This window comes from Bacillus sp. V59.32b (genome assembly GCF_003429085.1).
In the GTDB taxonomy this organism is placed as follows: domain Bacteria; phylum Bacillota; class Bacilli; order Bacillales; family DSM-1321; genus Peribacillus.
This window is the reverse complement of the sequence record NZ_QVTC01000098.1, coordinates 1-23,960: the sequence shown is the minus strand read 5'-3', so window position 1 is coordinate 23,960 and position 23,960 is coordinate 1. Positions and strand designations below refer to the sequence as shown.

The window sequence follows — 23,960 nt, the reverse complement described above, 5'->3', positions numbered from 1 at the left end:
GCAATCGCGATTTCAGCATGAGAATCATTTGGAGTAACGATATCGATAATATCGATGTTAGGGTCTTCGACTACTTTTCTCCAATCTGATGAGTAGTTTTCAAATCCCAATTTATTCGCCGCATCCTGAGCTAATTGATCATTAACATCGACTAATGTGTGGCGGTTTGGGATCGCAGGCGCCGGCCAAAAGAACATCGGCATTCCTGCATACGCTAGTGCGTGCGCTTTCCCCATAAATCCTCCGCCAATCATACCTACGTTAATTTTTTTCATTTTATTGTCCTCCCTAAAAAGGTTAATTTAATAGTTTAGTAATTATTTTGCAGCATTTTGGATAGGTGATGGAGCATCTTTATGGTATACAAGCTTCCATGAATCCAACACATTTTCTTTTGTTACACTTAATGCCGGAACAGCCACATAGGCTGGCGCCTCTTTACCAAGTAAAGCATATCCGCCTAAGATCGCTTCCGCGATTCCTTGGTCATATGGTAACTGAGCTCCAAGGCCTTTGATGATTCCACCCGAAGCAATATCTAAACCAACATTCGTTCCTAAATCAATCGTCGTTATGACTAAATCATTATTGCCGGCTGTACGAGCTGCCGCTAAAGCACCCTCAGCTGGAACATCCCATACTACAAAAATCCCATCTAAATCAGGGTTTTTCGTTAACATACCAGAAGCAACCTTTTCACCATCATTAGGAACGGCTATACCGCCGCGCGCCTTAATTTTAATGTCCGGGTATTTTTCTTTGATTGTTGCTTCAAATGCTTCTGTACGCTGTTTTGTTACAAAATAGTCTGCATCATGATAAATGACGCCGATTTTTCCTTTTTCATCAAGCTGTTTTGCCATGATATCCGCTGCCGCAACACCATTTCCATAGTTATCAGCAGATACAACGCTTACATAATCTTTTCCGGCTTCCAATCCACTTGGTTTATTATCCATAAACACTACTTTGACTCCAGCGTCAGCAGCTTTTTTAAATGCATCAGCAGTAGATACTGGATCAACTGGAATACCTACGATAAGATCCGGATCTTTAGCTAAAACTGTCTCAATATCGGAAACTTGCTTTTCTGCTTTAAATTGAGCATCTGTAACAGCTACTACTTCAATACCCATTCTTTTAAAAGTTGCTTTTAAACCGTCGATTTGTGCAGTCGCCCAGTCATTACCTGCATAGTGCATAACTAGTGCGGCTTTATACTTTCCTTCTTTAATCTTTTCAACATCCGCTTCACTAAGCTCCAGAGTTTTTGCGGATACTGCTGCTTCCCCGTCTGGACCTTTACTTAATATTTCTTGATCTGGAATTTCAGGATTAATTTTGATTGGACCTTTTGTATTAGTTTCTTCTGGAGTTGTACCTGAATCTTCTGTGTTTTCTCCGCCAGTAGTTGAATTCCCTTGATTACACCCGGCAAGGACCAGCGTTCCTAACAGTAAAATCATGACAAACATAGAAAATAATTTCTTCATAATGTGCCCCCTTTGTTTAATAAACATAAACCAATTTTATGATTCGAATTTTGATAGATATTTGCGGCTAATTTCAGCGCCTTTTTTCGGATCGGCATAGCTATCTAGTTCAACAGTGATCCAGCCGTCATAATTTGCTTCATTTAATATTTGAATCATTTCATCAAATTTTTGATGTCCTTCTCCAAGTGGCAAGAACTCACCATTTTGATAGTCCTTTAAATGAACATATTTGATGCGATCTACATATTTTCTAATGACTTCTACCGGATCTCCACCGCCAGCTTCAATATGGGCCGTATCCGGAACTAAATTAATCCTTGTTAATGGCATTAACTTGTCCAACTGATCAGGTGCTTGAACATTTGTACCCATATGTGGATGATAACTTGCGATCAGGTTATATTTCTCGGCTATTTCAACTATTTGATTTAAAGCATTGCCCATCTCATTGTAATCGCTTTCTAAAATGCCATTCGCACGGATGGCCCCGCCGCCGATAACAAGGTGCTTAGCCTCTAATTCAGAAGCAAGAGATGCCACACTTTCAATTTTGATCAGTTCTTCTTCCAAGATGTCCGGAAAGATGAAGTTCCCGCCTGTATAAACTCCGATAAAATCGAGAGATGTCTCTTTTAGGAGCGCTTTAAACTCTTCTTTTTTATCTTTATATTGCATAAGATTCCCATCAAATAACTCAAAGCCTTTGTATCCAGCAGCACTAATATCTTTTAAAGCTTCTTCTGTTGAACCGTTGGCAAGGTAATAACTATCTTTCACCGATGTAACTCCACCAGGGTGTCCGACTACACCTCCCCAGGTATTTGTCTGGTATCCTAATTTCATGTTTTTCCCTCCTAATTAGTAGAATAGTTTCACAATGGCCGTAATACCTATTAAACTTGTTGAAGGCTACCACCTCCTCAAATTTTTGTAATCGATTACAAAACGTTATAAAAATAGTTTTGGAATTACTGTAAAAATGGCTACAAATCAAAATATACCTTTTTTACACTTTTTCACTATTTTTCTATTAATATTCTTAAAAAAAATGTTTCTAATCTCACTAGAATTGTAATCGATTACATTAACTTATGCAATTCTTTTTTAATAGTTTTTAAATTTAATTCTTAAATTTCATTGAATGTTCAAATAATATAATTTTGCCCGAGCAAAATTTGAATCTATGGAATTATAACTTAAACCGAGAAATAATGGTTTGAAGGTCTTCTGCTAGCTTCGACAGCGACTCGGATGATGCAGTTACCTCTTCCATCGTTGCAAGCTGTTCTTCTGTCGCTGCCGCACTTTCCTGGCCTCCGGCAGCACTTCTCTCACTTATCTCTTTTACCTGGTTAACCGTATAGGAAATTAGATTGCTTGACTCGGATAGCTCTTCGACTGATTCGGCCACCTTCTGTACTCTTTTAACTACTCCTTCGATAGAATGGGAAATATTTGTGAAAGCTTGATTCGCCTTTTCAGTGTCTGCCAATCCTTCTGTTACTTGAGTGTTTCCTTCACCCATGGCTTGAACTGCTCTATGTGTTTCTTTTTGAATTTCTGAAATCATATTCTTAATTTGTTCGGCGGATTTCTTAGATTCTTCCGCTAAAAAATTATCTCATTTTCCAATTTAGGAGTAGAGGATAAAGATTTGATCATCTAAAAAGAGGGGTATTATGGCATCTACCCCTCTTTTTCATTAAACATTTTATAACCTTTGTTTTGCCGAAATACCATTAATCGAATAACTCACCGTAATGTTTGCATTTAATGATTGAGAAACGGAACAATATTTATCCTTTGACAGCTGGATCGCCCGGGATACTTTATCTTCTGGCAGTTTCCCTTCCAGTGCGTAATGAATATGGACATCCGTAAAGCGTTTTGGATGGTCTTCAGCCCGGGCGCCTTCTACTTCCATATGAAAGGAAGTGGGATTTAGACGCATCTTTTGTAATATTAAAATGATGTCTATTCCTGTACATCCTGCCACTGCATGAAGAAGCAGTTCGGTAGGCCTTGCGCCACTGTTCTTGCCACCCGCTTCCTCAGCGGCATCCATTTTGATTTCATGCCCCGAAGGAGTCAGACCTGAAAAAGCGATTTGCCCTGTCCATGTTATTTTTGTTTTCATCTGTTCCAATCCCTTCATTTTTAACTGTAACACCTATTAATATGAGCCAGCTCTAAATATGTATTCTTTGCTTCTATCGTGTTGAATTAACAAAGGGTTTATAGAAAAGTCAACTTATGATTATAAAAAAGGCTGAAACCAAGAAGTTATTAACGTGTCCTTTTGGTCCAGCCCATTGTTTTATGCTTTTGTCCAAGTCGTTTCGAGCGGTATGCCTGCCGCTTCAAGAGTCGTATATACAGGGCAACGTGAGTCAGTTAGCTTTTGGAGCTCATTGATCCGTTCCTGTGATTCACTCGTTGTCACTTTTGCCTCGATCATCACTTTCTCAAAATACGGCTTGACGCCGGGATCACCCATTAGCCCTCTACGGTCAAGGACCCCCTTGATGTCAAACTCAATGGTTTGCAGGTCAAAATTCATTTCTTTAGCCACGAGGTTTGCCACTACATTTTCACATCCAGCAAGGGCACTAAGCAATGTTGTTAACGGATCGGGTCCCGAATCATGGCCTCCCATTACCGGGGGCTCGTCGATTGTAATTGTGTGTTTACTGGATTTCACTATTGTCTGCATTCCTTTAGTAGTTCCCCTCACATGAAAGTTTAGTTTATTTTCCATATAAAGCTCCTCCTTTTATTAGCGTATTAAAATTTACGGATTTCTGAAAAACATCCTTATTATATTCCATTTAAGATAGAGTATTCTTGGTTGCGAAGATACGAAAAGACATCGAGCTAAGCCCGATGTCTTTCCTCATTCAAACCTATTTACGAATCCAAACCATACCGGATGAATTGTCTTTTGCTTCGCCGAGAACATGGAACTTAAGGCCGTAGTTAGGAACCTTGCGTCCCGCGTCATCGATTGTTGTATTCATGTAAGTTCTGGAATCATCGAATGTTGTAACACCCTTGGAGCCTTTGTAGTCATAAATTCCGCGGGTTGGGCTGTCGATATACCACGCAGGTGCTTTGTCATAAGAGAAAGCCGCGTCCGAAACCTGGTATCGTGTACTTTGATTGATAGAATCCTTACCATCCAATTTTCCGACAATGGCTTCAGGATGGGAATCCACAACTCCCAGGAATCCTTCACCAGGGTGGACGCCTGTCCAGTTATCAGTAAACGTATCATCCGCATACCAAACTACCAAACCGGTATTATATTTCACTCCGCGCGAGAATTGCAGCGCTTTATCAGATCCGGAATAGTTTCTCCACTCTAAGTAGTAGTAATGCGGTTTTTTAATGATTCCGTTTGACACTTCAAAGCCATCTAGGGTAACCTTAGCATTTCCTTCCGCATCGTCAGAGAATACAACATTTCCGTCTACTGTCAATTGCAGGTTATCGACGGCAAACCCATTAGGCGCCAATCCTCCATCAGTTACATATTCAAACACGATCTTCACTTTTTTGCCCGCAAACTGGCTTAAGTCAAGGGATTTATCCTCCCACAATCCTTTGCTTGTTTCAAGGCCGCCCTCTGTATTCTGATCACCGATGGTGTCCAGGGTAACAGCGGTTTCACCTTCCGGAACAGCTTTCACGTAGAGATAATCATAATCAAATTCAACCTCATACAATTGCTTATAATCGAATGTTGCAACCTCTGCATTCGTTAAATCAAACTGCGGTGTCTCCATGACTGTATGAAGACCGTCACCTTTCGTACTATAATAATACTTGGTGCCGAAAGCCGGCTGAATTCCCTTCACTTCTTTATCAGGTAGGTTAACCTTTATTATCCCAGGCTTCTTCGACTTAGTGACACTTTGGTCAACAACAGAGGCGAGACCTAATCTGTTAATATCTTTGTAGTTTACTTCTTGGATATTTGCCCAGTTTCCACCCATGACTTTTTGGAAAAATTCTTTGTTTTGCGGTGAGAAGCTTGTCGGTGTTGTGCCGGCAATGTTACCGTTCCAACTGCCACCGCTCATAACTGACCAGGAAGCAATCGGCTCGCCGTTTCCGGTGTACTGTGTGTCATATTCATCAGGAAGACCAAGGTCATGGCCATATTCATGTGCGAATACCCCGACTGCGCCGTCTTCCGGTTGAATGGTGTAATCAAATGCAGCCATTTGCCCGCCCCAGTATGGTACTTTTGCAGTCGTACCAGGAACAGCATACGGTTGATTACCAACTGTCCAGCGGTGTGACCAGATGGCATCGTTGCCCAATTTGCCTCCGCCAGCCTCCTGGCCTACTCCTGCATGGATTATACTTAAGTGGTCAACAAGTCCATCCGGCTCGTTTTGATTGCCATCACCATCAAGATCATACTGATCAAAGAGATCATATTCAGATAAATTAATTCCTGCAGCCACTGCCGCATTAAGTGAGTCCTTTACAAGGTCCCGCGGCCCTTTAGGAGCAAGATTATCATTCCCGCCCTGAGGATTATCGTCCCCATATTCCTTTGCAGTTCCGGGAACCGTCAGCCAATTAGTTACTTGGCCCTTAACAGTATAGCTTCCCCCCGATTGTTCCTCATAGTATTGCTTAAAGGTTTTGATTTTCTCGCCATTAAACAGCGTGAATTCCTCATTGCCAAAAAGCATCTTTTCATAATGCTCGCGGTTAAAGTCTTTCGAATACATATAGCCAGCTTCTTGATCGATATTGTTATGCTTGTAGTCAGCATATTCTACCAACAATACTAATACCTTGTCTTCCCGTACTCCACCTGTGTACGCGGATTGTTTTGCAGGATCTACCTTGACATAACCATTCGGCTTGCCTTTTTGGAAGCCTTCGTCCTTAGACAGATCTTTTGAAAGCTTTTCTTTCTGCTTTGAAACAAAGTCTTTCGTTTTCTTATCGAATTCCTGTTGTTTTTTCGTTAATTTTCCGGCTGCTGCAGGTTTTTCACCCTGCTTTTCTTCAATATAGTCTGTTACCGCTTCATTTATTTCTTTCTCGGAAGCATTTTTTGGTATAATTCCTCTTTTTTGTAAAGCTTTAGCCAGACGGTCCTGGTCGACGATATTCAGATCAATAGGCACTGATGGTGCTGGTGCAGCAGAAACCTGCTTTGGTGCAGCGGTAGTTCCGGCAAAAGAGCCAGCAAATAAAGTAGTGGCTACTAATGTACTGGCTGTAATCTTCGAAAAAACATTCAATGCGGCCTTTTTCTTCAACAGTTTTACCCCCTAATTAATATTAAATTTTTCTGAATTTTTATTAAATTCTAGTAAATTTTATAATAATATAAGGTCTTTATATATAGTAAAAACCTACTATATAACTCTTTTAATTTAAGCGATAAATAATAAATTTTTATTGATTTTATATGCTATTAGGCTGTTATTTTCAAACTATTAATTGAAGTAAATAGGTTAATATATTTAAAAATGAAGCAAAAAACTAATAATTATTAGAGTCCCGAATATTACGAAAATCTAAATATAATTCCAATTACCTAGAGTAGCCTCTTAATTTTGCGCATTTGAAAAGAAGGGCTCTGTAATAAAGTATTGTCGATAAATCAACAGGGATCTTTATCATAGCTAGGAGAATTAAAAAAGCTGAATCCAGAAACACATTTTGTGTTTTTAGATTCAGCCTGATCACTTCTTATTTATTTTAGCTTACTCATACCTATAAGCATACCTCTTCAAGTTTTACTTCCAGAGGACTATTATACACCCGGAAACCATCCTGGTGTATGGACGATTGCCTGCCAGAGCGGATTCGGAATTACAAGCTCCTGTTGGGCATCCTTGTTAATCTTTGTGACAATTTCCGCTTCTCTACCCTGCTCGACTTTTTCTACCCAGTCAGGGTCGATGATGATCTCGCGTCCCAAAGCGATTAATGGCACGCCTGTATCCTTTGCCTTTAGTGCGTCATCTGCCGTATAAATCGAACCTACCCCGATGACAGGCACTTTTTCACCTACCCGCTCCTGGATCATTTCCATACGCGAGCGTGTATCCTCAACACCACGTCTAGGAGTGGACCAGAAATCATTCAAGGAAACATGAAGATAATCGAGATTCTTCTCAGCGAGGGCATCTATTAATGCTAAAGTATCTGCCATGGTGATCCCGGGAGTTTCAGGCTCTTCCGGTGAAAATCTATACCCGATCAGGAACGGCTCCGGGCCCTTCGCATGAGCTGCTGCCACTTTCTGAACTTCATCGATAACCGCCATCGGAAAAGTCATACGTTTTTCCAGGCTGCCCCCGTAACGGTCTTCACGACGGTTGGAATGAGGCGAGAAAAATTGTTGAATGAGATAACCGTTGGCACCGTGAATTTCTACGCCGTCAAAACCGGCTTCAATCGCCCGGCGTGTTGCCTCTCCATAATCGCGTATGATTGATTCAATTTCAGTTTCCGTCAAAGACCTTGGAACCGTCTGTCCATCTCCTTCCGGGGCAACGCTACTTGCACTGACCGTTTCAGCGTTTGGAACCAATTCCGGTGGACACATGCGGCCGCCGTGGAAGATTTGAAGAACGGCTTTTGCGCCTTTTTCTTTAATTCCTGTTGCTAACATTTTCAAGCTTGGAATCAGCTCGTCACGATCTGCGCCAAATTCTCCATGAAACCCTTTGCCGTTTTCTGTTACATATGTACAAGCGGTTACGACCATGCCGACTCCATGTGAACGGCGCATATAATAGTTGACTTCCTCATCTGTCACAGTACCGTCTGGATTTGAAGAAAAGTTAGTCATCGGTGCCATTACGACCCGATTCTTTAATTGAGTCCCATTGCGAAGGGTTAATGACTCGAATAATGGTACGTATTTTGAATTCATCATGTTTGTGTTCCTCCGTTATTTGCGAGATTACTGTTATTGTTTTTACCTAACCCACTCTACAATCTGATCGATATCTTTTCTCGATTTGGAACGCTTCGGGTCTTCAGCCCGGTAACCAAAAGCTACCATGACAGACGGAGCGAGTTGACCGTCTTCCAACAATCCTTCTTCAAGAAGAATTTTGTTAACTGATTCGTATTCAAATCCTTCCATGGGACAAGAATCAATCCCTATTTGGGCCGCCGCGGTCATCATATTGGCCAGGGCTATATAAGTCTGTTTACTGGCCCAATCAAACAAGGTCCTTTCACTTTCAAACAGATTAAGATCGGACTCTTGAAATTCTTTATATCTGACAGAGGCGTTTTCAATGCTCTCATCAGACATTTTCATGACGGTTTTTAAATGATTGCGTACATATCCTGAATCAAATCTCATATTTTTACGGGCAAGGATAATTACAAAGTGGCTGGCGGTGGCAAGTTGCCCTTGTGCTCCCCAGGACACTTCCTTTAATTTCTTTCTTAATTCCGGGTTTTGGACCACGAGGAATTTCCACGGTTCAAACCCGACAGAGCTCGGAGATAATCTGCCCGTTTCCAGGATGAAATTGAAATCCTCATCAGGGATCTTCCGAGTTGGATCGAACGCTTTCGTTGCATGCCTGAATTGAAAGGCGTTAAGAATTTGTTGCTTTATATCTGTCAATGGTTAGCTCCTCTTTCTTGATGTAATTAAATTAGCTAATCTTTTTTGCTTCGTATTTTTCAACTCGTATCGGTTCATGCAATAATGGCGGAAGCTCCTTGATAAAAGTCTTGAAATGAGGTGTTTCCTCATGTTTCTCTATGGCTTTTTCATCCTTCCATACCTCTACAAAAACGAATGTATTTGTTTGTTCTGGATCTTCATAGAGATGGTAGCTGATATTCTCTTCTTCTGCTTTAGACCCTGCCATAACCTGTTTGGTCTGCTCAAGAAAGTTTTCACGTTGTTCCTGATTCACCTTCATATAGGCATGAATGACGATCATGATAGCGCCCTCCCCCTTGTTGATTTTTCTGACTCTCCTGCTAATCTTCCGCTAACATACCTTACTCTTCCCATCAACGAGGCAAAATAATGATAAGTCGTGCAATTAGTATAGTCCTTATTTTTCTTATGCGCACACAAAATGCTCACTTACTCCATCACAAAAAGACGTCTGCAAGGCGTACAGACGTCTTTACCCTAGGTGTATCATTTGTAACCCTATTAGTGTAGTGTCACAAATGCCAGAACATTACCCCTTGATGCTAAGTTTAGAAGCTATTAGTAAACATATGCAGCTCCTACAATGATCAATAAGATGAATAGAACTACGATCAGCGCAAAGCCAAAGCCATTTCCTTTATCCTCGTAACCCATAATGTCTACACCTCCTTTTTGAAGGTTAATACATCTTATGATTTGGATATTTAATTGTTTGGATAAAGAACACAGTTCAACAAAATTAATCAAAGTGTGGAATTGCAAGATGAGGCTTACACATCCTGTCCTTGTTTCATATTTTATAAATAGATATGTTTTCAATGGACAGCGAGGGAGTAGAAATGAATCTGAAAGAAAACGTTCAAACGGAAATACAGCGATTGATAAAAGCTATTAAAGAAGAACAATGTAACGATGGGACTTGGAGATATTGTTTCGAGAGCGGACCCATGACCGATGCCTATATGATTATCATGTTAAGAGTGCTCGAATTCGACGAAGACGAATTGATTCGAAACCTTGTAACTCGCCTGCTGTGCACCCAACAGGATGGAGTATGGAAACTGTATGAGGATGATGAAGGAAATCTTTCAGCAACCATTGAGGCCTATACCGCTTTGTTTTTTTCAGGCTATGTAAATACTTCGGACGAAAATATGAAAAAAGCGGAGAAATATATTCTTGATCATGGCGGCTTGGAAAAGGCCCATGTTTCCACAAAGTTCATGCTCGCCTTAAACAGGCTATATCCATGGCCGAGATTTTTCCCCCTTCCTCTCTCGATTATCCATTTGCCTGCCTTTCTTCCGGTTAATTTCCATACATTCAGTTCATATGTTAGAGCCCATTTTGCTCCCGTGTTAATACTGGGCAATCAAAAATTCTCGATCAGTAACCGCTGGACGCCGGATTTGAGTCATTTATTTAAAAGCCACAAAGCAAATAAATTAAGAGAAACGCCCTTGGATGGATTTTCTACTAATTCCGCAATCAAGAAGGCTGAAAAATATATAATCCAAAGCATTGAACATGATGGGACACTGTACAGCTATGCCAGTGCCACATTCTATATGGTTTATGCTCTTCTCGCACTCGGCTACCGCCATGCATCTCCCCTGATTCAAAATGCGGTACAAGGTCTAAAATCGTTGCTCTATAAAAGCGGAGAAGGATACCATCTCCAAAATTCTCCGTCCACGGTTTGGGATACGGCTTTGCTTAGCTATGCTTTACAGGAAGCGGGAGTTTCAGTTGAAGATCCAGTGATTGAATCTTCAGCGAGGTATTTACTGTCCGTCCAGCACAGAGAGGGAGCGGGCCAATTTGTACAGTCTATTCCAGGCGGATGGGGCTTTTCCGAAAGCAATACGAGCAACCCTGATACAGATGATACGCAGGCGGCATTGCGGGCTCTCTCCTCTTTTTCGCTGCTTGACCCGGAATATCGGAAATCATGGAATTCAGGTGTGAATCGGCTGCTTGCCATCCAAAATGATGATGGCGGATGGAGTTCATTTGAAAAAAGGATCCATACAAACCTGATGGCTTCATTGCCGATCCAAAACTTTAAAGATACGATAATCGATCCGTCGACTGCCGATTTGACCGGGCGTACACTTGAATTTCTAGGGAACTATCTAAAATTGACCATTTCCCATCCGCGCGTAAAAGCAGGCGTTGGGTGGCTGCTCGATCATCAGGAAAAAGACGGTTCATGGTACGGAAGATGGGGAGTGTCTTATATTTATGGAACATGGGCAGCCATAACAGGAATGCGGGCCGTTGGGGTGCCAACTGATCATCCGGCGATTCAAAAAGCGGAACAATGGCTGCTAACGATCCAGCAGATTGATGGTGGATGGGGAGAATCGTGTAAAAGTGACAGCGAAAGGACTTATATCCCTCTTTCCTTTTCGACGATTGTGCAAACCTCCTGGGCTGTCGATGCGCTCCTATCAATCTATGACGATACAACATCTGATGTTGATAAAGGCATAGCTTATATCCTGAATTGGAAGGAGCACCCTGAAAAAATGATGACATACCCGACAGGCGCTGGATTACCCGGACATTTTTACATCCATTATCATAGTTATAATCGCATTTGGCCGTTGCTCACTCTAAGTCATTATCTTAAAAGAATAGATAGATAACTATTTTTCAGCGGTTTTTGCATGATAGTAGTAAAAAGCCGTTTCTGCCCTCAAGAATTTCCATAACATATGGTAAGTTGCTATGGGACAGGGGTGCATCACCTCTGTTTATCGTTGCAACGATAACTATCAATAGGGGGTGAAGTGTTGGCATATATCGACAGAAGGCTGATGAAGGTATTCCGCTCAAAGATGCGTAATCCAAGGAACGCCCGCCGTGTTTATGGCATTTTAAGATCTTACCGGCGTGACGATTTAAAACACCCTGGGCGCTGCTATGGCATGGTAGACCGGTTATCAAGATGTTTAGGAGTACGCATCACGAAAGATGAAAGAGACAACGCCGCACATTGGTTAATGGGTTGTAACGTAGATCCGAATAACAAAGGACACCGGCATAGAATGTGGCGCCTGGTTAATGGCGGGTTATTTTAAAGTGGATGTGAAAATTGAGTTTACGGAAATTGCTTTATCATTTACGGAAAAGAATTAATTTTTACGGAATTAACCTTCACTTTTACAGAAATAACCTTCATTTTTTCAGAATTATCTCCAACTTTTACGAAAAAAATTAATTTTGGAAAATCAGCTTCACCAAAAAAGAGAGATCGCTAAAAACTCGCGACCTCTCTTTTCTATATATTAGCTGTAATCGCCTTGTTTCATGAGCCTTTCTTCCTCATTTACGAATTCAATGAAGCTATTGATCGCGATTAATGGTTGCGCATTTATCATCGAAATGTATTCTTTCTTGCGAACATCCGTAAGATACGAACTCTTTTCAATCCTTTTGATCATATAGTCATTTCCGAGCTTCAGAACTTCCTTTTGCTTTAATTTTCGTTCCTTTGACAACGCGAGGCCGAATGCGCCAATCAGCGCAAAAAAGCCCAGCTGAATCATAGTTGCTTCACTTGATTCAGTAAAAAATAGCAAAGTAATCAGATTAAAGAAGGACACGGCTACTAAAGGAAAAGCCCACATCATATATTTCGTTGTTTTACTCAATATGGGAGAAATGATTTCCTGCAATTGTTCCAATTCTTTTTTTGGCATAGTTGGAAATATTGTTTGTCATAAAGATATTCATGTATTTACCCTATCCTTTCCTAAAAGATACTAAAAAAACCTCTGCCGCTTTGGCAAAGGTCCTCCAGTAAAAAACAAAAGACCTCTACCGTTTTCAGGTAAGGTCTTGCTAACAACGTTGAGTTGCCAACAAAGCCGAGAGACACTGTCTCTGTATTGACGACTTTGCTGTAAAAGCTACTCCCCTTAAAGGAATTAAATTATATAACAATCTTACTAAAGATGCGCTATTGTGTCAAAAGATTCGCTTTATTATAATTCCCCTGCTAATCGTATGTAAACAGATAAATTGAAAGCGCTATCTTCATTGATTATACTGAGTTTGTATAATCCAAAAAAATAAAATGAATTTGGGGGCAATGAAATGGATGCGAAACAAACTGTATTTGTTAATGATTTTACTAATGGCATCTTAGATCCAAAGAATGAGATGCTCGGACCTGTTAAGGATGGCGGCCATATTGTCGCAAATACAGCGCCCGGATGCTGGGGGCCGATGATCACACCCGCTATTCGCGGCGGCCATGAGGTGACCAAGCCTGTTTTCGTAGAAGGAGCTGAAATAGGTGATGCGATTGCCATCAAAATTAAGTCGATCAGGGTCACTTCATCCGCTACCTCATCAGGCAATGATCAACCGGTAGAAGGTAGATTCCTCGGAGATCCTTTTGTTGCTGGAAAGTGTCCCGAGTGCGGCACTGTGAACCCTGAAACGATCATTGAAGGAATTGGCCAAGAAGCTATTCGCTGTGCAGATTGCGGAAAAGATATCGTCCCGTTTGTCTTTACAAATGGATATACGATCGCATTTGATTCCAATCGAAATGTTGGGGTCACATTAAATAAAGAAGCAGCAGAGCATATTGCACATGAAGGCCATTCTTATATGGCCATACCGGAGCAATCCATTCAAAACCCTATTGTTACATTTGCACCTCATGATATTGTTGGAACGGTAGCAAGGTTGCGCCCCTTTTTAGGCCAGCTTGGAACAACGCCTTCAAGACCATTTCCCGACTCTCACAATGCTGGGGACTTTGGTCAGGCTTTGATCGATGCTCCACATGACTACAAAGTGACAAAAGAACAATTAGAGGAAAGAACCGATGGCCATATGGATATCAACCGAGTCCGCGAAGGAGCTGTACTCATCAGTCCTGTTAAAGTCCAAGGCGGAGGCGTGTATCTTGGAGATATGCATGCCATGCAAGGTGATGGCGAAATAGCCGGGCATACGGCTGATGTGGCGGGGGTTGTTACCCTGCAAGTGAAGGTCATTAAAGGACTGAATATCGAAGGACCGATTTTGTTGCCTGTCGCAGAAGATCTCCCTTACCTTGCGAAGCCAATCACAAAAAAAGAGAAGGAAATCGCCGCTAATGTAGCGGATCAATGGGGAGTCAAGAAGTTAGAGGAATCCTTGCCTGTCTCCTTTATCGGCACGGGAGCAAACCTCAATGAAGCTACAGAAAACGGTTTAAAGAGAGCTGCTGATGTTCTTGGCATTACCGTTCCGGAAGTAATGAATCGGGCTACCATAACCGGTTCAATCGAAATTGGCAGGCATCCAGGTGTAGTGACGGTGACTTTCCTCTGCCCAGTGGAATTTCTAAATAAGATTGGCATCACCCAGCTTGTGAGGGATCAGTATATCAACGAGTAGTATAGCGAATTGAAATAAAGAAACCAAAAGGCCGCTTAACGCGGCTTTTTTGGTTTCTGCTGTTACTGCAGATGGAGTATATACTTAGGATCTGCTACTACGCCGGGCTTCGATCTTTATTATTAGTTTGTGTATCACCGTTCGGTTGTGGAGCTTGTTCTGGTTCGCCTTTTGGCTGGTTCGGTTGACTTTGTTTATTCGGCTGTTCTTGCTTTTGTTGCATCTGCATCATTTGTTGTTGCATTTGCTGTTGCATGGCTGCTTGCATTTTTTTCATTTCCTGGGCTACCGCGAGCTTAATCATTTTCTGTAATTCTGACGCTATGACTGGATCCTTAAGCAACGGCAACATTGTCCGGGCCATTTCCGTACGCAATGTCGGATCTTCAGAGATCTCTTTGAATCCCTGTATATTCATTTTTAGCATTTCCGGCCTTAGCTGATCATCCGATAAAACAGCCTTTGATGTATCTATGGAAAGCTCTTTGATACCTTTTGCGGTTCCCGGGTTTTCTAACGCCAGCTGCTGTTCTCTTACATTTTGTTTAAGCATGTTATTTTTCAAATGATTGTTCTTTAAGGCCTGCTGTCTAATGTTTTGTTGTTGCTTCACAAAACGCTCCCGTTTATTCGAATCTGCACTGATTCCATCCGTTACTTCGAGCGTGGATTCCATTAATTGCTCTTTTCCAGCTGGATCCTTTACCATCTGCTTATTTACTTTAATATTAAAATCCAGCAATTGATCACGAAGTTCCTTGTCTGTAAGCATCATTTCCTGCTCTTCCATCGTATTAAGGAGTATATCTTCTTTACTCCCATGATCATTTTTAATCGTATGGATTCGACCTTCAGAGAAGCCACGCTGAACCGATTCATTATTCGCCATATTTTCAATCGATTCCTGCATGCCTTTTTCATTATTACCCTGCTGGTTACAACCGGACGCCAAGACGCAAACCAGCATGAAAATCAAGAGATGGGAAATTCTCACTTTGTCACCTCCTACATAAGCATCAATAGTTATTGTGCATCTTCTCCACCTGACTACATTCGTTGTAAATAGTTACTTTGAAGGGATTTATTGCAACCTCAAATCAGGAAATTTATGAAAGATTAGTCTTTCAAAGTTACAAAAATTATATGTTCTTTGCAAAATGGAAAGGGTGTCCCAAGCTTTGCTTTTGGGACACCCTCAATAATAAAAACTTATTGTCTGTGATCACTTAACCGCTCAATCGTTTTAGCGAGTAAAGCCGTACGTTTAGGAAAAGATTTTAAATCAACATACTCATCTGTATCACTATGGGAGAATTCGCCAAGCGGCCCCATGCCATCAACCGTTGGGACTCCTTCTGTAGATGTATAGGCTGCATCAGAGCCGCCTCCCGTACTCACTTCTCTAATGGACATTCCCAGCTCTTTTCCTGCTGCTTTAATGACGTTTAACAGTTTATCTGTACCTTCGACTTTTTCCATCGGCGGCCTTCCGATTCTTCCGGTAAGCTCTGTTTCTGTGCCCGTGACTTTTTCATCAAGGGCTATTTTGGTTATTTTACCGGTAATTTCTTCTGCTTGTTTCATATTTTTTACCCTTACATCTACCTGTGCCTGGGCTTCAGGTGCTACTGTGTTGGAAGAGGTTCCCCCATCAATTAAACCGACATTCACGGATAACCCCTGCTCATAATCGCTTAAGTTTTGAAGCATGATTACCTTATGCGCCAGTTCTTCAATCGCGCTTTTACCCCTTTCAGGTTCAACGCCTGCATGGGCGCTTTTACCTTTGACATCAAAAATGAATCTCCCGACACCTTTTCGTTCCGTAACAACCCCGTCATCTGGTCTTCCCGATTCAACGACAAGCGAGAAATCCTTACCCTCGGCTGCCTCTTTAATAATCACTTTTGACGTACGGGAACCTACTTCTTCATCACCATTAAAAATGAGATGTACATTTTTATAAGCATCCGAACCTTTTTCCTTTAGAGCTTTTAGGGCATAAAGAACAGAGACATGGCTCGCCTTCTCATCGCTCACACCTGGTCCGTATGCCTTGTCACCGATTATCTTATATGGCCTTTTTTCTGCCTCACCGACAGGAAAAACCGTATCCATATGCGCAATAATAATTATTTTAGGCTCGCTTTTTTCACTACCTTTAATTTCGAGGTGGTTACCGAATTCAGTTTCCCGGTGAACCTTTACATACATACCAATGTCTTCGAACTCTTTTCTGATTATAGACCCTACTTTATCAACACCTTCTTTATGATAGGAACCACTGTCTATGTTCACTATTTTCTCCAATAAGCTATTCATCTCAGGCATTTTACCCTCAAGATACGTTTCTATTTGATCCATAGAGAACGCCTCCTTTTTTTCTATATTTGTTCATTTCCACACTCAGCTTGAAATTAAACAGGGAATTTCGTGAAGCGGGTAACAAATAAGGAAAGAGATAATCCTGAAATGTTTCAGAGCAGGCTGAAATCGTAATATACCAAGAAGAACAGAAAGAGCCTGCAACCCTTATTAAAAAGAGTAGCAGGCTCTTAAAAAGTTATATTCTGTATCGAATTACCAATGCGAGCGCAGCGTAGCGATCATGTTTTTTCTCTAATTGCTCCCTAACTTCACAATCATTCTCCCTCTGGCCTGCCCTTCCAAAATAACACCCAGGGCGTCAGGCAGTTCTTCGAGCGTTATTTCTTTTTGTATCTCTTCCAACAGGTTTGCTGGTTTTAAGTCAGTCGCCATCCTGCTCCATAACGGTTTGCGTACTTCCATCGGGCAATTGACCGAATCAATTCCCAATAGTTTGACGGCGCGGAGAATGAATGGGAATACAGCAGTCGGCACGGATGTACCGCCGGTTAAGCCGCTGACAGCGACCGCTCCGCCATAATTCAGTTTGCTTAAAACAGCCGCAAGCGTTTCACCGCCGACAGGGTCGACGGCACCTGCCCATTCCTGTTTATCAAGCGCCCTCAATTTCCCATTGTATACTTCTTCTCGCGTGAGCACTTCTTTTGCGCCAATCTTATGTAGATAATCATGCTCGGATTCTTTTCCGGTACTGGCTACAACGTGGTATCCTCTTTTGGCAAGCATGGCAACCGCTATGCTTCCAACTCCTCCCGTCGCTCCGGTAACGAGCACCTTCCCTTTTTCAGGTGTCAATCCGGCGTCCTCCAGCTGCTGAACCGATAACGCAGCCGTGAAGCCTGCCGTTCCGTAAACCATCGCTTCTTTTAACGTTAAACCTTCTGGAAGTGGGACAATCCACTCTGCGGGAATCCGGGCATATTCACTATAACCGCCATAATGGGAGACGCCAATCTCATAGCTTGTTGCAATGACTTCATCGCCTTCTCGGAACCGGGAATCTGTAGATGAAACGACAACCCCCGCCAAATCGATTCCAGGGATAAATGGATAGGATTTTACAATATTACCTTTTGGAATGGATGCTAAGCCATCTTTATAGTTGACACTGGAGTAGGCAACACTAATTAATACTTCACCTTCAGGCAGTTCATTTAATGTAAGATCCTTGATGTTTACGGAAAAATCACTCTCCGTTTTATTTACAAACAACGCTTTGAATTGCTCTCCCATCAAAAATCACCCTTCCACTTAGTATATTTTTACGATAGCAAAGTTGAAGCAGCTGGTCAAAAAAGAAACAGCCAGGAATGGCAAGTTTTTCACCGGTCCTGGCTGCGAAATTTAATGGCGGTGGCCATGGCTTTCTTTAGATGGGTTTGTGATTTCAAACCCTGCTTCTGGCACATAAAAGTACTTAATCCAGACTCCATCGAGAAAATCTTCGCGCTTATCAAGAATCACATCGATGTCTTTGTCCGTTTTCACAATCTCATCATGTTCTGTCGGAGTATCTAGCTTCAGGTCATAATGGGCATGATCTACGTGGTTTATCGTTACAAAAACACGAATCATTTTCCCTTCAGCTTCTTCAGTGCTCAACATCTTTTTTATTTCTTTTGCTGCATTGCGATTTATTTTACAGTTCATATCTCATCCTCCAGTCTCTTAGCAAAAACCGTCAATTCCGCAGGCTAGGCCTTCCGGAAAGTCGTCTTGCTTTTGCTTTTTAAGCTCGTCCTCAATGATTGTTTCTAATTTTTCTTTAGAGAGAATTCCCGCGGTCTTGGTTTCCCCGATTATGAATGTCGGAACCGCCTGAATATCCGCATCATTATAAGCATGCTCGAGCGCTCTCTGATGTGCTTCTTTATATTTTCTTGTGTCCAGGATTTGTTTGAACTCGGTTCGATCCAGACCAAGCTCGCCTGCTAATTCGGTAAGCACTTCGACATCCCCAATATCCTTTTCCTCTTGGAAAAAAGCGCGAAGCATCCGGTCATTGTATTCATTGGCCTTGCCTTTTTCCTTCGCATATTGAAACCCTTCAAATGCCAGGTGAGTATAAGGCTGTGGGGATACTTTCGGTAACACGATTTCCACACCTAATCTCTCAGCCGTAGGATAAACTGACTGTTTCCATGTGGTTTGCAGGTAGTCCTCTTCTGGAAGCAAGGTTTTATTTGGAAATGGACGAAGCTCAAAAGGCATCCATTCAATTTCTACATCTTTCCCTTTAGCTGCCTCTTTTAATGGTTCTTCTGCCAGAAAACAGAACGGACACACATAATCGGAGTAGACTTTTATCTTCAGTGACATCGTGCAACCCTTCCATCCATAGTGATTTTTATTGGTATCTATATTTTATACTCTTATAGAGATAGGATGTCTAATAAGTTGCTTGATATAACTTTTAAAGAAGGATTCCTTAACGGTCGCCCGGATAAACGACCCCGATCTGCTTTCGGACTTCATCTAATATCTCCATTACGATCATTGAATTGCTAAAAGTGTTTTTATCCGACTCGGTCTTTCCTGCCTGAATTAAATCAGCAAATTCCTTTGCTTCATAGTGCATTCCGTTACTAACTTGCTTAACAGTAATATCTTCAATCGACCCGTCACGGCGGTGGATTTCAACTTTTTCTTGCGTAGAGATCCGATCAATCCTGATATTTCCATCTTCTCCTTGGATTTCGGATGGCAGAGTGGACTCTGTTATTTTAGAATACATTACGGTAGCTTCCATCCCTTCATAAGTAAGGAGCACACTTCCTTCTCCATCAACACCTGTATCCAAAAGAAAGCCATTTGCCTGGACACGTGAAGGTTTCCCAAATAAAACCACGAGCGGGTAAATGCAATATATCCCGATATCCATTAATGCCCCGTTAGAAAACTCAGGCTTGAATGCGTTCAATACGTTTCCTTCTTTATAAGCATCATAACGGGAGGAATATTGACAGTAGTTCGCAAAAAACTTACGCACCTTGCCGATTTTATGTATATTCTCTTGAACACTTTGGAAATTCGGAAGAAAAGTCGACTTCATCGCTTCCATTAATAGCACATTATTTTCTTTCGCTGTATGAATCATTTGCTTTAGCTCGCGGCTATTCGATGCAATCGGCTTTTCGCATATAACATGTTTTTTATTTCGCAAAAAGATTTGCGCCTGTTCTGCATGCAAGGAATTGGGGCTGGCAATATACACAGCATCAATCAAATCGCTTTTTGCCATACTCTCTAAATCGGTAAAGGTATTTTCCACCCCATATTTCCCGGCAAACTCCTCTGCTGTTTCGCTTTTACGCGAGTAGACAGCACTTAATGTCAAATTCTCAACAAGACTGGCACCATCCAAAAACTTTTCTGTTATCCAATTGGTACCGACTATCCCGAAACGAACCATTAAAAATCTCCTCCTCTTTCATAAAGCAATATCCCTATTTTATTAGAAAACTCGTCGATTGGCGAGCCTTTTTAAAGGCGAAGACAGAGGCGTAGTTGCACTTATGCAGAAATTACAATCCTCTGTCCACACAAATATTGTCTGTTTATTCTTTTCTTTCTTAAAATACTCAGTTTATATAGTACAAAATAAAAAACGACAAGAGCGCTGTTTATCAACGCTCCTGCCACAATAACATTTATTTATTAACTTGTTCAAGCAATTTCTGATTGATTAAGCCGTCAATATCACTGCTGGTCACGTAGCCAGCTTCCTTGCTGATATCCGCCATTTCCTGAATGACTTGTTCATTAACCTCTGTTGTTACTTGCAAGCGTGAAAACGCAGCGGCAACTTCTTCTTTGTTTAACTCTTTTCCGGTTATATCCTTAAGATGCTTAATCACCAGCTCCTGGCTTTCTTCAGGATTATTTTGGATAAAGTCTACTGCTTTCTTATGGGCATTCAAGTAAGCTGTAGTGAGATCTTCTTTTTCAAGAAAATCTTTTCTCGCAGCCACTACCGTATTTGTCGACTCTTTTCCCCATGCGAACTCATCCCAATCCAGCAACAATTTTCCTTTCGCCTGATTTTCAAGTACATAACCCCAAGGTTCCTGGGTAGCTGCAGCATCGACTGATTTTTGAACGAAAAGTGAAGCAGTATCTGCAGGTGCTGCTGCATGCAATTCAACAGTACCACCGTTTGTTTTTGGTTTTAAATCTACTTCTTGAAGTGCCTTTCTAAGCATAACATCCTGAGTGCTTCCGATAACAGGGATCGCAACTTTTTTCCCATCCAAATCTGCTAGGTCCTTAATATTGCTTCCTTCATTTGCAACAAGGACAGCACCTCCATTTACCGCACCGGAAATAAGATGGTATTCAGGGTTTTTCACATAGAAGTTAAGCAAAGGACCAGGACCGACTGTACCGACATCGATAGCCTTTGTCGCCATAGCTTCCATAAATAGTCCGCCATTCGTTACCGTTTTTGTTTCGATCTTTACATCCTCACCAAATTCCTCTTTAAAATAACCTTTTTCAAGCGCAACGATGGTCGCGCTGTGCGTTAAGTTTGGAAAGTAACCAATCTTCACATTTTTTTCGTCGGAACCCTTCGATCCTTCATCTCCCGATTGTGCACACCCGCTTAATATTCCAATAAACAATACGGAAATGAAAAGGTAAAACATTGATTTTTTAAGCATGTTGTTCTCTCCTTATTCTTCTGTAATTTTCTTTGATTGCTGTTAACTAATTCCCCATTTGGTTTGGACATTGCGTTCCAAACGGGAGAAAACGACATTATCTACAATCGTTCCAATGACCGCAATGATGATCATGACCGAAATGACCAGATCCATTTGTCCGAGCGATCTTCCCATTTCCAGCAATTGACCGAGGCCCCCTCCGCCGCCTAGCAATTCACCGGCCATTAACGCACGCCAGGAAAAAGCCCAGGCGATACGCAAACCGGAAATAATTTGTGGAACGGAAGCTGGCAAGATAACGGTTCGCAGAAAATGAAAACCGCTTGATCCATAAGTTTTTGCAACCCTTTGATAGAGCTGGGGGACATTTTTGAATCCGCTTGTCGCATTTACGGTCATCGTCCAAGTCGCTCCAATTGTGACAATAAACAATATAGAGAAATCATTTAACCCAAACCAAATGATCGCCAATGGAAACCAGACAATACTCGGAATCGACTGCAGGGCCGTTACGATAAAACCAAGCGTATCTTCAATAAGCTTATAACGCCAAATAAAATATCCTAAAATAAGGCCGATAATAATCGCAATGGTAAACCCAAGCAGGATGCGACCGAGACTTTTCCCAATCGCTCCTGTTATTTGTCCACTTATTAATCCATTAAACAGTGTTTCGAATACCTGGGTCAGGCTCGGAAACATGAATTCAGGAAGACCGGAAAGTCTAGATGTTACTTCCCATATCACCGCTATCATTCCGATGAATATGATTCGTCTTAAAGCTGTAGTCATTACCGATTTCCTCCTTCAGTACTTTTTCAATTTCCTCCTGCAAAATGGATAGAATCCTTTGTTCGGTATTCAAGGTAACGCTGTCCGGCATGACCCCGTCTTTCATCGATGGTATGGAAATCGTCTCCTTGATTTTCCCCGGGCGCGTAGCAAAGACAATAACCTGTTCCGAAAGGAGAACGGCCTCACGAATATTGTGGGTGACAAAAAAGATCGTAACTTTTGTTTTTCTCCAGATTTCAAGCAGTTCTTTATGCAATACCATTCTTGTTTGTTCGTCAAGTGCTGAAAATGGCTCGTCCATCAACAAAATGTCCGGTTCCATGACCAGTGCCCTTGCGATGGCCACCCTTTGCTTCATGCCTCCGGATAGCTGATGGGGATAGGAATCGACATAGCGACTGAGGTGGACCATTTTTAAAATGTCCATGGCCTTCGCCTTCGCTTCTTCTTTGGGCATCTTCTTTATCTTCAGGCCATATGTGACATTTTCAAGGACTGTCAGCCACGGAAACAATCCTGCTTCCTGGAAAACGACAACCCGGTCCGGTCCTGGCTTTGTCACCTTATTTCCGGCTACACGAATCTCTCCTTTATCAGCCTTTTCAAGTCCCGCGATTAAATAAAGGAGGGTTGATTTCCCACAGCCCGATGGTCCAACAATCGACACAAAGCTGCCCTTTTCAACATTAATATTAATTTCATCGAGCACCTGTACTTTGTCTTTTTTTTCATTTAAAAAGCTTTTTTCAATCCCATCTATCGTCAAATACATATTATTCACCTCGTGTTAAATCCAAGTAGTTTTATAGGTTTTATGTATATATAATGCGGAAAATAGTCGTTTTTGTCAACTGTGATCTAGAAAATATAAATATTTTGCGATTTATATTTCATAAAATTTCAAAGAGTCATAAAACTGTCAATAATTTAACCGTTATTACCGCTTAAATGTTTTATTATTTTAAATATACAGTATTTTCAGTCACAAGCTTATGAAGTATGGAAGGAGTGTTAGTATGCGCCGAAAGTTAACGAAATCCTTAGAAGAATTAATACAAGAGAATAAAAAAGAATTGCTGGGTGACAAGCAAGCATTAGAAAAGATAGACAAACGAATTGAAAAAAGGCATGAATTCAAGAAGCTTGCATAGACAGCAATGTAAAAAAACATCGAAATTCTTTGAAATTGATAGTAAGTAGAGGATGTTCCGAATCTTTCATTTGGAATACCCTCTCATTTTTTTACACTAATGTTCTTTTTGACCAAAATCATTTCGATTACATTACATTTTTTCCTGTAGATTATTTGCCATTGGATAAACGGCATCCCCAGATTCACTTGTAAGTGACTAATTATTTTCGAAACCTTCTAATCTCGGTTTCCTTAGTTTGAATCATTCTGCACTTCTTTACTATTGGCTCTGTTAAATTCCATTGTTGATTTTCAAATGGTCATGGAATCTACTCGCTTTTCCTCGGACGAACTGGCAAGCCTCCTCACTCGTACCTCGCTGCGGGGTCTTGCCAGCCCGTTTTTCCGCAGGA

Annotated in this window: 23 protein-coding genes and 1 pseudogene; 3 read left to right on the top strand and 21 right to left on the bottom strand. The window is 41.4% G+C overall.

Going from position 1 to position 23,960, the window contains the following annotated elements; all coding sequences use genetic code 11:
- From D0463_RS18040 to D0463_RS17990, 11 genes and pseudogenes are all read right to left on the bottom strand, one after another.
- Positions 1–275 (bottom strand): Gfo/Idh/MocA family protein (locus tag D0463_RS18040; protein WP_160118476.1); only part of this gene is annotated, 275 nt, incomplete at its 3' end.
- A 42-nt stretch (positions 276–317) separates the two neighbouring features.
- Positions 318–1,493, bottom strand: coding sequence for a substrate-binding domain-containing protein (locus D0463_RS18035; RefSeq protein WP_117308735.1), 1,176 nt, complete (start codon positions 1,491–1,493; stop codon positions 318–320).
- Positions 1,494–1,529: 36 nt separating this feature from the next.
- A complete protein-coding gene (locus D0463_RS18030; protein WP_117308734.1) occupies positions 1,530–2,339 on the bottom strand; it encodes a sugar phosphate isomerase/epimerase family protein in 810 nt (269 codons plus the stop codon).
- 346 nt (positions 2,340–2,685) lie between these two features.
- Positions 2,686–3,096: pseudogene (locus D0463_RS18025) on the bottom strand (methyl-accepting chemotaxis protein); the annotation flags it as partial.
- Positions 3,097–3,207: 111 nt separating this feature from the next.
- Positions 3,208–3,633: an OsmC family protein gene (locus tag D0463_RS18020; RefSeq protein WP_117308738.1), complete on the bottom strand. Its 426-nt coding sequence runs from the start codon at positions 3,631–3,633 to the stop codon at positions 3,208–3,210.
- Between the two features lie 180 nt (positions 3,634–3,813).
- Entirely contained in the window at positions 3,814–4,254 is a 441-nt protein-coding gene (locus tag D0463_RS18015; RefSeq protein WP_117308732.1) for an OsmC family protein, read from the bottom strand.
- 145 nt (positions 4,255–4,399) lie between these two features.
- Positions 4,400–6,781 (bottom strand): immune inhibitor A domain-containing protein, encoded by a 2,382-nt coding sequence (locus D0463_RS18010; RefSeq protein ID WP_117308731.1) that lies wholly within the window; start codon positions 6,779–6,781, stop codon positions 4,400–4,402.
- 500 nt (positions 6,782–7,281) lie between these two features.
- Complete coding sequence (locus D0463_RS18005; protein ID WP_174234345.1) at positions 7,282–8,412, bottom strand: NADH-dependent flavin oxidoreductase; 1,131 nt, start codon at positions 8,410–8,412, stop codon at positions 7,282–7,284.
- 42 nt (positions 8,413–8,454) lie between these two features.
- On the bottom strand, positions 8,455–9,120 hold the full coding sequence (locus D0463_RS18000; RefSeq protein ID WP_117308730.1) for an NAD(P)H-dependent oxidoreductase: 666 nt from the start codon (positions 9,118–9,120) through the stop codon (positions 8,455–8,457).
- 31 nt (positions 9,121–9,151) lie between these two features.
- The gene (locus tag D0463_RS17995; RefSeq protein WP_117308729.1) at positions 9,152–9,445 is read right to left on the bottom strand and encodes a putative quinol monooxygenase; all 294 of its coding nucleotides are present in this window, start codon (positions 9,443–9,445) and stop codon (positions 9,152–9,154) included.
- A 278-nt stretch (positions 9,446–9,723) separates the two neighbouring features.
- On the bottom strand, positions 9,724–9,819 hold the full coding sequence (locus D0463_RS17990) for a YjcZ family sporulation protein (protein WP_117308728.1): 96 nt from the start codon (positions 9,817–9,819) through the stop codon (positions 9,724–9,726).
- 185 nt (positions 9,820–10,004) lie between these two features.
- Between D0463_RS17990 and D0463_RS17985 the strand changes: the two genes are divergently transcribed.
- Complete coding sequence (locus D0463_RS17985) at positions 10,005–11,816, top strand: terpene cyclase/mutase family protein (RefSeq protein WP_117308727.1); 1,812 nt, start codon at positions 10,005–10,007, stop codon at positions 11,814–11,816.
- Between the two features lie 642 nt (positions 11,817–12,458).
- Here the strand turns inward: D0463_RS17985 and D0463_RS17975 are convergent.
- Positions 12,459–12,872: a DUF5392 family protein gene (locus tag D0463_RS17975; protein ID WP_117308725.1), complete on the bottom strand. Its 414-nt coding sequence runs from the start codon at positions 12,870–12,872 to the stop codon at positions 12,459–12,461.
- Between the two features lie 397 nt (positions 12,873–13,269).
- Here D0463_RS17975 and D0463_RS17970 point away from each other — a divergent pair, with 397 nt between their 5' ends.
- Positions 13,270–14,568 carry an acetamidase/formamidase family protein gene (locus D0463_RS17970; RefSeq protein WP_117308724.1) on the top strand — a complete coding sequence of 433 codons (1,299 nt, stop codon included), beginning with the start codon at positions 13,270–13,272 and terminating at the stop codon, positions 14,566–14,568.
- 97 nt (positions 14,569–14,665) lie between these two features.
- Here D0463_RS17970 and D0463_RS17965 read toward each other — a convergent pair whose 3' ends face one another.
- From D0463_RS17965 to D0463_RS17925, 9 genes are all read right to left on the bottom strand, one after another.
- A complete protein-coding gene (locus tag D0463_RS17965; RefSeq protein WP_117308723.1) occupies positions 14,666–15,562 on the bottom strand; it encodes a hypothetical protein in 897 nt (298 codons plus the stop codon).
- A gap of 215 nt (positions 15,563–15,777) precedes the next feature.
- Positions 15,778–16,932, bottom strand: coding sequence for a M20 family metallopeptidase (locus D0463_RS17960; RefSeq protein WP_367946592.1), 1,155 nt, complete (start codon positions 16,930–16,932; stop codon positions 15,778–15,780).
- Between the two features lie 255 nt (positions 16,933–17,187).
- Positions 17,188–18,189, bottom strand: coding sequence for an NADPH:quinone oxidoreductase family protein (locus tag D0463_RS17955; protein WP_117308722.1), 1,002 nt, complete (start codon positions 18,187–18,189; stop codon positions 17,188–17,190).
- 111 nt (positions 18,190–18,300) lie between these two features.
- Positions 18,301–18,606 carry an iron-sulfur cluster assembly accessory protein gene (locus tag D0463_RS17950; RefSeq protein WP_117308721.1) on the bottom strand — a complete coding sequence of 102 codons (306 nt, stop codon included), beginning with the start codon at positions 18,604–18,606 and terminating at the stop codon, positions 18,301–18,303.
- An 18-nt stretch (positions 18,607–18,624) separates the two neighbouring features.
- Positions 18,625–19,275 (bottom strand): DsbA family oxidoreductase, encoded by a 651-nt coding sequence (locus D0463_RS17945; RefSeq protein WP_117308720.1) that lies wholly within the window; start codon positions 19,273–19,275, stop codon positions 18,625–18,627.
- A gap of 109 nt (positions 19,276–19,384) precedes the next feature.
- The gene (locus D0463_RS17940; protein ID WP_117308719.1) at positions 19,385–20,368 is read right to left on the bottom strand and encodes a Gfo/Idh/MocA family protein; all 984 of its coding nucleotides are present in this window, start codon (positions 20,366–20,368) and stop codon (positions 19,385–19,387) included.
- Between the two features lie 238 nt (positions 20,369–20,606).
- Positions 20,607–21,617: an aliphatic sulfonate ABC transporter substrate-binding protein gene (locus D0463_RS17935; protein WP_117308718.1), complete on the bottom strand. Its 1,011-nt coding sequence runs from the start codon at positions 21,615–21,617 to the stop codon at positions 20,607–20,609.
- Between the two features lie 42 nt (positions 21,618–21,659).
- A complete protein-coding gene (locus D0463_RS17930; protein ID WP_117308717.1) occupies positions 21,660–22,412 on the bottom strand; it encodes an ABC transporter permease in 753 nt (250 codons plus the stop codon).
- Entirely contained in the window at positions 22,345–23,187 is an 843-nt protein-coding gene (locus tag D0463_RS17925) for an ABC transporter ATP-binding protein (protein WP_117308716.1), read from the bottom strand. Before D0463_RS17925 ends, D0463_RS17930 begins: the two co-directional genes overlap by 68 nt.
- Positions 23,188–23,431: 244 nt before the next feature.
- On the opposite strand from D0463_RS17925, the gene D0463_RS17920 reads away from it, so the two are divergent.
- Entirely contained in the window at positions 23,432–23,566 is a 135-nt protein-coding gene (locus D0463_RS17920; protein WP_117308715.1) for an FbpB family small basic protein, read from the top strand.
- Positions 23,567–23,960: the final 394 nt, after the last annotated feature.